This window comes from Acinetobacter sp. CAU_H_78 (assembly GCF_058599365.1).
The window spans coordinates 2,733,608-2,747,391 of record NZ_CM178652.1 but is presented as its reverse complement, the minus strand read 5'-3'; the positions used below and the strand labels follow the sequence as shown (position 1 = coordinate 2,747,391).

The window sequence follows — 13,784 nt, the reverse complement described above, 5'->3', positions numbered from 1 at the left end:
CAATAAGATGCTTTTTTCAAAGAACTTTTTTGACTGAAGTATGAGTTTTAAAGTGACATAGACAGTTCGGTAAGTATAGTAAATAATCTTTATCATTTTGTAGTACTGCTCCATCTCATTTTTCAGGGGAAACGATGGCAATTCATGTTATTCAGAGTCAACGCATTGATGTGCTTTTGGATAGTATGCTGCGTATCGTCAACCAGAGCGCAAAAAATCCCTTGGCCGTGTTACAGCCGCGGCATTTTATTGTGCCGTCTCCTGCAGTCGAGGCCTGGCTCACCCAAAAAATTGCCGAGAAAAAAGGCATCAGCGCCAATACCCAGTTTCATCACCGGATCCGTGCCTTTCAGTGGACTTCCTATCAGTGGGTGCTGAATAATCCCAAAGAAGTCGAACAGGTCCGTGAAGCCAATATTCCCCGAATTATTATTAAATGGCGGGTATTTCAGGCACTACGCAAATATATTTTGCCTGAGCAGATTCCATTAGAGATCGATCATCCGCTGTATTCGATTATCAAACGGATTTATGACAGCGCAGATCGTCTGGAACAGGGCACAGAGAAGCAGCTGAAAAAACAAAGCATGCTGTACTGGGTATCTGAACAGGTCTCGCGCCTGTTTAGCCACTATATGGATTACCGTGGCTATTGCGCGCGGAATTGCCCACCACAGGAATGTCGTTGTCCGACCAACTGGCTGGCGTCCTGGGGGCAGGATATTGCGCTCGATCTTGAGCAGATGATCTATATTCCTAAAGATGAAAATGGCCATCAAATTCCGGTGGCGGACTTCGTCAAGATTCAGGCACGTGAACTGGAAGCCTGGCAGCGCTGGCTGTGGCAGCATGTCTTTCAGGATGATTATGCCAAGATTCTGGACATCGAACAGATGTACTGGGAACGTCTGGAAAATGAAGATACCCAAGCACAGGCTTTAAAACGCTTACCACAACAGGTCGTGGTCTTTACCTTGCTAGAATTGCCACCGAGTCAACTGGATTTCTTGCGCCGTCTCGGTCAATACATCGATATTTATATTTTCCACTTTAACCCATCACAGGAATACTGGGCCGATAGTGTCGATCCGGACTGGAAAGCACGTTATGACCTTGGCGTGCAGGAACGTTTCATCAAGAAATTTGAAAAATCTCAAGGACGTTTGCCGACTGATACCGAAATCCAGCATTTCTTTGCTGCCTTTCAGCTGAACTTTAATGCAGAAGATCGGGAATCGCGTCATCCCTTGCTGACCCGCTTTGGCAAACAGGCGCGTGATCATTTCTCGTTATTATCCAAACTGTCTTCGGGTGAAGAAGGTCTCTGGGCCGATGCTTTCGTGGATGAATATCAGGATAAGTTACTGGCCAAAATCCAGTCGGATATTCTGTACCTGCTGGAACCGGAAAAACACCAGTATCCGCTCAAACCAGACGATGATTCGGTACAGATTCATGTCTGCCATTCCTCACTGCGCCAGCTGGAAGTTTTAAAAGAACAAATGATTCACTGGCTGGCTCAAGGTACCGAAGATGCCCCACGTCAGCCGAGCGATATTCTGGTGCTGGCCCCGAACCTGAAAGAGCTGGAGCCGGCGATTCGGAGTGTCTTTGCACCACCACCGCGAGAACGGGAAGGTAATAGCCAGCGTCTGCAAAAAGATAATCTATATTTACCGATTCAGATTGCCGGGGTGTCCCGACTCGATGTCAGCAATGCCTGGCGCGCGGTACTGGGCCGGATTCAGCTGGTGCATCGACGTTTCAGTATTGAGGATTTTGCCGACTGGCTCAGCCTGAATGCCACCCAGCAACTTTATGCGCTGGACTATACCCAAGTTGAGCGCATGTTACAGTTATTGGGTGAAGCGGGCTTTAAACGCGGTCTGGATCAGCAGCATTTACAGCAAAGCCTGACTGCCGGTGATGAAGACTACCGCTTCAGTTTTAAATTTGCATTGGATCGACTGGCACTCGGACTCGCAGTGCCAGAACATGTCCTGTTTCAGGACACCTTAAGTTATGCTCAGGTCTTGAGTAGTGATTTCCCTCTCATCTCGACTTTAATTCAGATTTATCAGGATCTGGTGCAGCGCCGTGACTGGCTGATTTTGCATGAACAGGGCCAACGTACCCCGGTAAAAACCTGGCTAGAATATCTGCGTGAAGATCTGAATGAATTCCGTGAAGCCGGGGTTGAGTCCTTAAAGACGGTTGCAGAGATTATCGACAAGCAGATGCGGATGCTGACGCTGGCCGATTATCACGATCAGGATGATCCGCAGGCCAGCCAGGAGCTGGTCGCCTTAAGTCTGCCATTGCCTTATGTACTGGAAGAAATTCAGAATACGCTGGAGATGCAACTCGATCAGGCTGAACCGACCGGACAGATTACCTTTAGTCAGATCGGACAGATCCGTCCGTTGCCATATAAACTGGTGGTGATGCTGAATCTGGATACCGGTAAATTTCCGAGCCGGAATCAGCAGGTGCCATTTGACCTGATGGGCAGTCTGAAGCCGCAACTAGGGGATCGTTCCCGTCTGGATGATGACCAAGGCGCTTTTCTGGATGCATTGCTACTGGCGCAGGACAATTTATGGCTGTTCTATAATGGCTTTGATGTTGATGACGGGGAAGCGCGTGATCCATCCACTTCATTGCAGGAATTAATCCAGCATATTGCCTTGATTTGCCAGTCAGATCAGCCCGATGCTGAAGTCGATGAAACGGTTGAGATGAATAGTTTGAGTGTCGCCAAGCATATCCGTCAACTCTATCATGTACATCCATTACAGCCTTTTGACCCGATCGGTTATGTAGAGTCTCATACCCCACGTTATCAGACCCAGTGGTTTGCTGTGGCCGAATATATTCGCAGTGCAGAGGGCAAGCGCAGCAGCTGGATCAATGCCCATTATCCAGCACTGATGCAGAAAGAAATCCGGGTGCTGAAAGGGGATGAGTGGATTCGTGACATGATTTTCCCGGCACGTTTGTTCCTGAAAAGTGTCGGTATTTCCAGTGTGAGATATGCCGATCTGCCAAGTTCCCGAGAACCGTTATTGCTGAATAAACTGGAACAGTATCAGGTTCGTGATTTTCTGCTGCAACAGGATCAAGAGATTGAGCCACAGCTGATGCTGGACCGCTTGCCGGTGGGAAAAACTCAGGAAGCGACCTGGCTCAGCAGTCAGCAGGAACGGCAATCGCTAAAAGAACGTTTATTGCAGCTGAATAAAGAGCTGACGCCTGTTACTCAGCAAACTTGGCAATATAATCCTGAGCTGCTGATTCATATTACCTTGCCACAAGTACCGCACAGCAGTTACTGGCTCAGCATGCAGTCTTCCTCCGCTTCAGAAAAACGTCGGGCACAGGTCTGGCTGGAATATCTGCTCTGGTTGGCCTATCTGAATAATGATGAACTGTCTCCACAGCTGGAACGAATTGTCATTTTCAGTAATAAAACCCTGAAATTTTCCGGACTGCGTTCTAGTCAGGCACGTCATCATTTACAGGCCTGGCTGCAAGCCTGGGAAGTCGGACAGACCCAGCCGCTAGTACTGCCAGCCGAATTGCTGATGAAAAAGGCCTGGGAATGGACCGAAAATGAACAGGGACAAATCACTATTGCCGAGATGCAGGAACTGCTAAAGGCCTGGAACAACAGCTATGAAAGTGCCAAGCCTTTGGCCAGCGATGAATCCAGCCAGTTGCATCAGGACTGGCAGTTTATTTTGCAGGATCAGGACCCGGATCTGGCCTTGCAACGCTGTTGCCATGATTTTGCCCATGCGTTATATGCACCGATTCATGAACATCTGGAATGGATAAAAGAATAATGACCATGTTACCCAACCAGAACAAAAAGATTTCAACCAATCCGATTCAAGACATGCGCTTTAGCGGCCTGCACTGGATTGAAGCTTCCGCGGGGACCGGTAAAACCTATACCTTATCCAGCCTGATGGTACGGATTTTTCTGGATCAGTATTATCCGCATCAGGTCATTGCGACGACTTTTACTCGCAAAGCCACAGCTGAACTGAAAAACCGGGTGCGTCTCAGAATTGAAGAAACCTTGGCCTTTATTCAGCGTCATCAGGAGCTGAATTCGGTCGAAATCACCGCCAAAATCCAGACTGAATCGGATCCACTATTTCAGCAGGTATTAAAAGATTATGGCTCACGCATGGATTATGCCCGGCGCCGTCTGCGTCTGGTACTGAACCAGCTAGATGAGCTATTTGTCGGGACATTGGACAGCTTTAGCCAGAAATTATTACGTGAATTTGCTTTTGAAAGCGGCAAGATTGAGCGGGCCGAACTGACTGAAGATCAGGACCTATATATCCAGCAGCTGATTCATGATGTGCTGCGGGAATGGATCCAGCAGCAGCCGCAATATATGGTCAATCATCTATATCTGCAAAACCTGTTGAAACCAGTAGAACATTATATTGGACTAGTTCGTGATGCTCTAAATTTCCGTGTGCAATACTTTCAGAAAGTAGAAAAAGTCGAATGGGATCTGGCTGAACTAGAGCACTGTATTCAGCGCCTGTTCAATGTACATGAACATGAAATTGAGATCATTCGGGAGTATTGCCAGAATTCGCCTAAGTATTTTCATAAGAGTTTTTTCACCAGATTAAGCGATGTCTGTGAAAACTTTATGACCTGGATGGCGGCACTGAAAACCAAAGGTGTGATGAGCTTTTTTGATCCAGAACTGCATGCGATCTTATTGAATCTGTGTTATTTGCGCCGCAAGAAAACCGATTTTCAGCCGGTCTCAATGAAGCAAGTATTTAACAAAAGCTGTCCGGAAGCAGAGCAGCAGCAGATTCTACAAAATAATCTGATTCAGGCCATTGATGGATTGTGTGAAGTCAAAGAGAAGATGGATGCCCAGTTGAAGCAGCTGATCACCTATCTTGAATATCATATTATTCGCAGTGTGCAGAACCGTCTGCCACAAACCCTGCAAAAACAGGGTGAAACTACATTTTCCCAACAAATTCGTACCCTGGCTGAAGCTTTACAGGGACAGCAAGGTCAGCGTTTTGCCCAGTTTGTACAGGCCCGCTATCCACTAATTCTGGTCGATGAATTTCAGGATACCAACCAGGATCAGGATGATCTGCTGGCTAAAATCTGGCGTGATCCGAATCGGGTCAAAGCCGGCTGTATGATCATGGTGGGCGATCCGAAACAGGCGATTTACGGTTTCCGTGGTGGCGACATGCTGACCTATAACAAGGCGCGTGCCGACGTGCGGCAAAAGCAGGGTCGTGAATACACCTTGATCCAAAACCATCGCTCGATAAAACCTCTGGTCGAGGTGGTAGACGCGCTGTTTCAACGTCAGATGGATTTTGGCGAGCAGGTGCATTACACCCTGATTCAGGCGGGGAGCCGTCCACATCCGGATTTAATCGATAAAACGCTGAGTAATCCGCATCCACTGCGCTGGATTCAGCTCGGTGAACAGGACGTTGAAGTGGATCAGGTAGTCTGGAAAATCCGCCAGTTATTGAATCAGTCCGAACAGCAGCAACTGTATTTCCAGCAGGGTGACAATGTTCAGCACTTAAAAGCGGATGATATTGCAGTCCTCAGTTTTGGCCATTATGCGCTGGAACAGGTTAAACAGCGTCTGCAACGCATGGGGATTCCCTGTTATAAGGAATCCAAGCAGAGCGTCTTTGCCAGCCCGGTGGCTCAGGATGTTGCTGCTATTCTGACTGCGATCATGGAGCCTTTTAACGAGGCCAAAGTCAAACGGGCTTTATTGACCCGTTTATTAGGCTTTAACCTGAAAAAGCTAATCGAACTGCAAGAGCAGAGCGAAGGTCTGAGCCGTTATATTGCTGATTTTGATGCCATCCGGGAAATGTGGTTTGAAAAAGGGTTTCTGACGGCCTGGAATTATGCTTTAAACCTGTTTCAGGTCTGGACCAATCTGGTTGCGAGCCAGAGCCTGGACAATGAACGGGTAGTGGTGAATTTACGTCATCTGACCGAAATTCTGTGCCAGCAAAGTGAATATTATCAGGGTGCTCAAAAGCTGTATCACTGGTATCTGCGTCAATTGCAATCACCTTCCGGCAAGGACAACGAAAAAGAACGCAAACTCTCTGGCGATCATGGGGTACAGCTCTTAACCATCCATGCTTCCAAGGGACTGGAATTCAAAGTCGTATTCCTGTTGGGTGCCGATGCACCTTTTGATGTAAATAAGGGGAATCTGAACTTTTCCCTGTCAGCTGCGGAAAATGTACTGGAACAATCCCGGGTGATTGCAGTTAATCATAAGGACTTGCATGAGCAGGCAATTTTGCAAAATGCAGCCCGGAATGCCGCAGAAAATCACCGGCTTTGGTATGTGGCACTGACCCGGGCCAGTCACCGGGTTTATGCCATGCTGCAAGATCAGAGCGGACAGGTGGATTCAGGCTTGGCATTCTGGCGTGGACAAGGTGAGGCGGTCTTTCAGCATGCCTTAAGTCTGCTGGAACAGCCTCTGGCTTCTGAGCCGCCTAGAATTGTGGCACAACAGACAGACGCACCGTTACAGATGCAGGCTCATCCTTTACCGGAGCGCCAGTTCTATCCGCGGACTAAAACCAGTTTTACTGCACTATCACAGCATCTCCCGCATCAAGCGATATTGCAGGATGATCTGGTCATCGCTCCTGAACGTCTGGACAGTGCCGCAGATGAAATGAATCTGCTGGAACTGGAACAGCAATCAGCCAGTCAGCCACTGGACTGGATCAAGCTGAATTTTCCTAAAGGCACGGTGGCCGGAACTTTCCTGCACAGTATTTTTGAGCATATCGATTTTCAGGATCGCAGTTACTGGAATCTGGAAATCCGTCGCCGTTTTAAAAATACGGCACCACAAATCTGGCAAGAACTGAAAGAGAAATTTCATCAGGCCTTTCATGTTCGTCCATTGTTACAGCAAGCATTTACTCTGGGCTATCAGACGGCCTGTGTGAATTTACAGACCCTGTTCAGTCAGGTGGCTCGTCAAGGTCAAATGCAGCCGGAGAAATTGCAGCAGAGTATGCAAAAAGTACTCTCCAGCCTGAATTATAAAATCCTGACTGGAATTCGCCTGCATGATCAGAGTGAAGCTTATCGTCAGGAATGGCAGCAGTTTTTCCGTTCAGCTCAAACATTCGATCACTCTGAATGGTTGAACTTCTTAGGACAGTTTCAGCGCTATTTTACAGAACTGGATGATGAACCTTTTATCCAGTTTTTCGAACAGGAAATGGCGCAGATGACGCCTGCTGAGACAGCAGCGCAACTGGATGTAGAAGCCGTTTTTCAGCAGGCATTCGATCATTTCATTGATGAGATGATTGAAGATCTTCTGCTCAATCGGGTTCATGACTGGCTCAAAGAAATTCTGGCTGCACCCCTACAGGCAGAGTTCAGCCTGGAACAGTTGCAGCAAGGCGCTTATCTGTCCGAATTCCCGTTTTACCTGTCTTTAACCGATGCGCCCTTACAGATTCGTCAGATCCAGCAACTGTTTGCCGAGCATGATATCCTCATGCCTGATTTTAATGAGGCAAAATCAGCACGCTATCTGACCGGGTCTATTGATTTGGTTTATTTTGATGGCCAGCGCTATCATATTGCCGATTATAAAAGCAATTTTCTCGGACCGGATCAGCAGCATTACACGGCTGAGGCCATCCAGCAGAATATGACTCACTCCAGTTACTGGCTGCAAGCGGCCTTATATCTGGTGGCATTGCATCGTTATTTAAGCGTGAACATGCAGGGGTATCACATACAGCAGCATCTGGGTGGGGCGACTTATCTGTATTTGCGCGGTATGAATGGTCAGGCTGAACAAGGTGCTTATCACTGGCAGCCCAGTCTGGAATTTATTCTGAAACTGGATGAAATTCTGGGCTATTTTGAGCAGAAAAAAACAGCATAATTTTGATGATTTATAAAATTTTAAGAGTTTAAACAGAAGATTATCCTGTGGATAACTTTGAGGATAACTGTGTGGAAAATGAGCAAATTCACGTGTCTCAGCAATCAGCCCATTTAATGGCCTGGATTGATTATCTATGTCAGCCACCATTCAGTTCGGCGACTTTTGATGCTGCCGCAAAAATGCTGATTCAGCAGCTCCTTGAAGCGATGCAGGAGGGCAATAGTTGTATTCCGGCCAGTGCCGAGCAAACCGCTCTATTGCATCATTTGGTGCTGGATCGGAGTCAGCAGGCTCAGGGTATTGCGCCCTTTATTTTTGAAAACCAGCAATTGTATTTATACCGCTACTGGCAGCTGGAACAAGCGGTCGCCACCCAGATCGCCCGGATCAAGTCACAAGCCATCACGCCAGTAAATTTAAGTGAGCGTGATCGTAACCTCCTGACAGATCCACAGCAAAAGCAAGCGCTGGAAATGGTCGCCAAGCAGGGACTGAATATTATTACCGGTGGGCCAGGAACTGGTAAAACCTACACCTTGGCACATATGATTGCTGTACTACATGAAGCCTTGCCTAATATCCGGATTGCGATGGCCGCTCCGACGGGTAAAGCTGCGCAGCGAATGCAAGAAGCCTTGCAGAAAGCTCTACATAGTGAAAAGTTACACGCTTTTGAACTGGAGGCTTTAAAGCAGGTTCAACCCGTTACTTTGCACCGCTTACTGGGCTTGGGCCGGTTGGGACGCCCACGGTTTCATGCCAAGCAGCCTTTGCCCTATGATGTGATCGTGGTCGATGAAGCATCCATGCTGGACTTAAGCCTGTCACAGATGCTCCTTGCTGCAGTGCCAGATTCAGCCCGCTTAATTCTGTTAGGCGATGCAGACCAACTAGCCTCGGTGGATGTCGGCACTGTACTGGCAGATTTGCAGCAGACTTCTGTTCTGGCAGATAACCGGGTCAATTTAATCACGACGCGCCGTTTTGCCTCAGGCGCCCGAATTGGTGCGATGGCACACTTTATCCAGCAGGAGCATGTTCCAGCATCAGTTTTAAACCAGTTTAAACAGCAAGTGGTTGCTGCGAGTGAGCTGCAAGCGATTGCACTGGACCAGGTAGAAATCGACCAGCTGCAACTGCAATACCTGCCAGAAATAAACCCAACTACAGGTCTACAGTTAGATCAATATTATGATCAACTGATGTATGGCTATCAGGCTTATGCGGACGCGATCAAGCAGGCTCAGGATCAGGCTGATTTTGATCAATATGTGCAGCAGGCAATTCAGTACTTTGATGATTACCGGATTCTCACCGCAATCCGGCATGGTGATCTGGGCTTGAATAAAATCAATCAGCAGATTGAACAGCGTTTTCTGGCCAGTGTAGGCAAGTTAAAACAGGGCGACTGGTATACCGGCCGGCCAGTGATGATGACTTATAACGATTATCAGCTGGGTCTGTCCAATGGTGATATTGGCATCTGTTTCTGGAGAGAACAACAAGGACAGTCACAATTTGAAGTGTATTTCCCGAGCTTAGAAAAATGGGTGCTGGCGACACGCTTGCCAAAAAGTATCGAAACAGCTTTTGCATTAACCATTCATAAATCGCAAGGTTCAGAATTTACTCATACGGCTGTAGTACTTGATCAACAGGCTAAAAATTTGCTGAGTAAGGAACTGATTTATACAGCGATTACTCGAGCCAAAAAAGTTGTGAGCTTGCTGGTAGATCGCGACGCGTTTACACAAGCACTATGTGTCAGAACCACACGAAAGAGTGGCTTAAGCGGAAAAATACTTGAACATTGCAACAATTTATTGGCAAAAAATAAATAACTTTTGTAGGTAAATGCTTACATGGATTCAGGAAATTGGCGCATGGAGCTTTTACTCGGTTTTTGAGAAGATTGGTCACACAAAAGAACTCAACACGGAAAGTTGGGTATAAATCGCATAATAAGAACAAGAATGTCACCAGACAGCGAACTTACAGTGAAGTAAGTGAAAGAGGAAACTTACAGCCGCTAAGCCTTGTAGTTTTGGGAGAGACTGCAAGGCTTTTTTATATCTGCCGTTAATGGAATTTTGCCGTAATCTTATAGAGCGATAAATTTGGCAGAATAAGTAAATTTAAGTAAATAGCGTAATCAAAAGATGTATAAGTGTAATATTTTGCAAATTTCCATGACAATTTTGTACGCAATGGCTTACAGCGAGTGAGGATAAATGCCTCTATGAGCATTTCGACAATATGGCAAAATCTACCACACAAGGAAGTTATTTTTAGTCAGGAAGATTTGAAAATAATAAAGCGTAAAACGCACTAAAAAAACAATAAATAAAAAATGATAATAGAAGAAACTACAGCGCGAAAAAGCCCGAGTTTACTCGGGCTTTTTTTTATCATTTATTTCTAAGCTCTACCAGAAATATTTTAAATATAAAAAGATCAGTTAATTTCTGCAGTTATCTAAATAGCTACTCGTAAGCCAGATCAGGTCCAATTCCTGAAATTATGTGTAAATTGAACCATATGGGATTTCTTCATATCAGCAAATAACCAAAGACATCTGGCAGCCGACACCATCAAAATTCATGATCTATTTTTGCAATCTGACGCAATTTCCCTTAAAATATGCAACTTGCTGTAGTGATGCACGGCAGTCAATGTATTGAATTCTCATTACTTTGATTTTTATCAAGATATATAAGCATCTCGGAGAAATCGAATGGCTTTAACAAACGCAGATCGCGCAGAGATCATTGCTAAATTCGCTCGCGCTGAAAATGACACTGGTTCACCAGAAGTTCAAGTAGCTCTTTTAACTGCTCAAATCAATGACTTACAAGGTCACTTCAAAGAGCACAAACACGACCACCATAGCCGTCGCGGTCTGATCCGTATGGTTAACCAACGTCGTAAGCTTCTTGACTACCTAAATGGTAAAGACCACGGTCGTTATGTTGCATTGATCGGTGCTTTAGGTTTACGTCGTTAATTCGATTTAAACTTTATTTTCGGGTTTATTGCATGCCTTGTGCTTTATTACTGAAAACTAAAGTCGGTTTAGCCTTTGGCTAGATCAGGGGAAGGGGCGAATGTTCGCTCCTTCTTTGTGTTTAAAAATAGTGTTTATTTCTGGTGAGGTCGGCTTCTAAGCTTTGTCATTTACCCGTCCATTTGGATGTGAATGCCAAACCTTAGGGGTCTCCACTAGAATAAAATCAGGAAAAAATAAAACATGTCGATGTTTAATATTGTTCGTAAAGAATTCCAATTTGGCCAACATCAGGTTGTCCTAGAAACAGGTCGTGTTGCGCGTCAAGCCAATACTGTATTGATTACCATGGGCGGCGTAACTGTATTAGTTGCTGTTGTTGCTCAGCCAACTGCTAAAGCAGGTCAAGACTTTTTCCCACTGACTGTTAACTATCAAGAAAAACAATACGCAGCTGGCCGTATTCCTGGTGGTTACGGTAAACGTGAAGGCCGTGCATCTGAAGCTGAAACTCTGATTTCACGTCTGATCGACCGTCCAATCCGTCCATTGTTCCCAGAAGGTTACTATAACGAAATCCAGGTCACTGCGACTGTTGTATCTTCTGACAAGACTATGGAAGCTGACATTGCAGCAATGCTGGGTACTTCTGCAGCACTTGCGATTGCAGGTACACCATTCCGTGGTCCAATCGGTGGCGCACGTGTGGGTTTGATCAACGGTGAATACGTTCTTAACCCGAACCATGAACAATTAAAAGAGTCTGATCTTGACCTAGTTGTTGCGGGTACTGAATCTGCGGTATTGATGGTTGAATCTGAAGCGAAAGAACTTTCAGAAGACCAAATGCTGGGCGCAGTATTGTTCGGTCATGACGAAATGCAAATTGCGATTCAAGCAATTAAAGAATTTGCTGCTGCAGCTGGTGCGAAAGAATCAACTTGGGTGGCTCCTGAGAAAAATGAAGAACTTAGTGCAAAACTGAAAGAAGCATTTGAAGCAAAAATCTCTGAAGCATATACCATTGCGGTGAAACAAGACCGTTATGCTGCACTTGATGCAATTCAAGCAGAAGCAATTGCTCAATTCGTTCCAGAAGGCGACGAAACTGGTCTTGCTGATGACGTAAACGAATTATTTGAAGAGCTTAAATACCGTACCGTACGTGACAACATCCTGTCTGGTAAACCACGTATTGACGGTCGTGATACCAAAACTGTTCGTGCCCTTGATGTACAGGTTGGTGTACTAGACCGTGCTCACGGTTCTGCATTATTCACACGTGGTGAAACTCAGGCATTGGTAACTACCACTCTGGGTAATACTCGTGATGCGTTGATGGTGGATACCCTTGCTGGTACTAAAACTGACAACTTCATGCTTCACTACAACTTCCCTGCATATTCTGTAGGTGAAACAGGTCGTGAGTCTGGTCCTAAACGTCGTGAAATTGGTCATGGTCGTCTGGCTCGTCGTGGTGTTCAAGCCGTGCTTCCAGCAGCTGACCGCTTCCCGTACGTGATCCGTATCGTATCTGACATCACTGAATCTAATGGTTCATCTTCAATGGCGTCTGTATGTGGTGCTTCTCTATCATTGATGGATGCCGGTGTTCCACTTAAAGCACCAGTTGCGGGTATCGCAATGGGTCTGGTGAAAGAAGGCGAACGTTTCGCAGTTCTTTCTGACATCCTGGGTGATGAAGACCATCTTGGTGATATGGACTTTAAAGTGGCGGGTTCTGCTAACGGTATTACTGCGCTACAAATGGACATCAAGATCGAGGGTATTACCGAAGAGATCATGGAAGTTGCATTGAACCAGGCTTATGCAGGTCGTATGCACATCCTGAACGCGATGAATCAAGTGATTTCACGTGCTCGTCCAGAAATCTCTATGCACGCACCAACATTCCAAGTGATCAACATCAACCCTGACAAGATCCGTGATGTGATTGGTAAGGGGGGTGCAACGATTCGTCAAATCACTGAAGAAACTAAAGCTGCGATTGACATCGAGGATAACGGTACAGTACGCGTATTTGGTGAAACTAAAGCTGCTGCACAGGCTGCGATTGCAAAAATCCAGGCGCTGACTGCTGAAGTTGAGCCAGGTACCATCTACACAGGTAAAGTAATTCGTATCGTTGAATTTGGTGCATTCGTGAACATCCTGCCAGGTACTGACGGTCTGCTTCACATTTCTCAAATCTCTAACGAACGTATTGCCAACGTGGCTGACGTATTGAAAGAAGGTCAGGAAGTAAAAGTACAAGTTGCTGACGTTGACAACCGTGGTCGTATTAAATTGACCATGAAAGACATCGAACAAGTATAATTCGATGACTTTTTAAGTCTGAAAAAGCCCGCATCATGCGGGCTTTTTTATTTGGACAGATTCTTTATTTAAGAACCGAAATCATTCAATAATCACATTTTAAATAAAACGGATGATTAAGCCTTGTGTTGAAACACTCTTGGTCAAGAAAGCTGCTCTCATTCAGGTAAGCGGATCGGCTTCAGAGTTTTTCAGCATGCGATAAATCTCGTCTTTGAGTTTTAGTTTTTTGCGTTTAATCGCATCGATATCATCATTGATATGATTGACTGGATCGAGTTCAAGCTGGCTAATCTGTTTGTCCAATTCACTATGTTCCTCAAATAGTCGGGCAAAGTACGGATTTTCCTCGCGTAATTGCACAATTAAATCACGGTATTCTGGGAACATATATTTGATCTTTTTATTGCAGTCTTTGGTTTTCATAGGGATATTTATCACTCAAAAAATAAAAGAAAAAAGCAAAATATG

The 13,784-nt window shown here is 45.7% G+C and carries 6 protein-coding genes; 5 read left to right on the top strand and 1 reads right to left on the bottom strand.

The window, feature by feature from the left end; genetic code table 11:
- Positions 1 to 134 precede the first annotated feature (134 nt).
- From AC4MCD_RS13015 to pnp, 5 genes are all read left to right on the top strand, one after another.
- Positions 135 to 3,845 (top strand): exodeoxyribonuclease V subunit gamma, encoded by a 3,711-nt coding sequence (locus tag AC4MCD_RS13015; RefSeq protein ID WP_491876248.1) that lies wholly within the window; start codon positions 135 to 137, stop codon positions 3,843 to 3,845.
- Positions 3,845 to 7,969, top strand: coding sequence for a UvrD-helicase domain-containing protein (locus tag AC4MCD_RS13010; protein ID WP_491876247.1), 4,125 nt, complete (start codon positions 3,845 to 3,847; stop codon positions 7,967 to 7,969). Before AC4MCD_RS13015 ends, AC4MCD_RS13010 begins: the two co-directional genes overlap by 1 nt.
- Positions 7,970 to 8,040: 71 nt before the next feature.
- The gene (gene recD / locus AC4MCD_RS13005) at positions 8,041 to 9,813 is read left to right on the top strand and encodes an exodeoxyribonuclease V subunit alpha (RefSeq protein ID WP_491876246.1); all 1,773 of its coding nucleotides are present in this window, start codon (positions 8,041 to 8,043) and stop codon (positions 9,811 to 9,813) included.
- An 893-nt stretch (positions 9,814 to 10,706) separates the two neighbouring features.
- The gene (rpsO, locus tag AC4MCD_RS13000) at positions 10,707 to 10,976 is read left to right on the top strand and encodes a 30S ribosomal protein S15 (protein ID WP_004637724.1); all 270 of its coding nucleotides are present in this window, start codon (positions 10,707 to 10,709) and stop codon (positions 10,974 to 10,976) included.
- A 249-nt stretch (positions 10,977 to 11,225) separates the two neighbouring features.
- The gene (gene pnp / locus AC4MCD_RS12995) at positions 11,226 to 13,313 is read left to right on the top strand and encodes a polyribonucleotide nucleotidyltransferase (protein ID WP_491876865.1); all 2,088 of its coding nucleotides are present in this window, start codon (positions 11,226 to 11,228) and stop codon (positions 13,311 to 13,313) included.
- Positions 13,314 to 13,475: 162 nt separating this feature from the next.
- Here the strand turns inward: pnp and AC4MCD_RS12990 are convergent, their stop codons facing one another.
- Entirely contained in the window at positions 13,476 to 13,739 is a 264-nt protein-coding gene (locus AC4MCD_RS12990; RefSeq protein ID WP_004781728.1) for an HP1242/YdcH family protein, read from the bottom strand.
- Positions 13,740 to 13,784: the final 45 nt, after the last annotated feature.

Bases quoted from the DNA above. Each gene is read 5' to 3' on its own strand.
- AC4MCD_RS13015 (WP_491876248.1), top strand. From the start codon at position 135: ATGGCAATTCATGTTATTCAGAGTCAACGCATTGATGTGCTTTTGGAT.
- AC4MCD_RS13010 (WP_491876247.1), top strand. From the start codon at position 3,845: ATGACCATGTTACCCAACCAGAACAAAAAGATTTCAACCAATCCGATT.
- rpsO (WP_004637724.1), top strand. From the start codon at position 10,707: ATGGCTTTAACAAACGCAGATCGCGCAGAGATCATTGCTAAATTCGCT.
- pnp (WP_491876865.1), top strand. From the start codon at position 11,226: ATGTTTAATATTGTTCGTAAAGAATTCCAATTTGGCCAACATCAGGTT.
- AC4MCD_RS12990 (WP_004781728.1), bottom strand. From the start codon at position 13,739: ATGAAAACCAAAGACTGCAATAAAAAGATCAAATATATGTTCCCAGAA.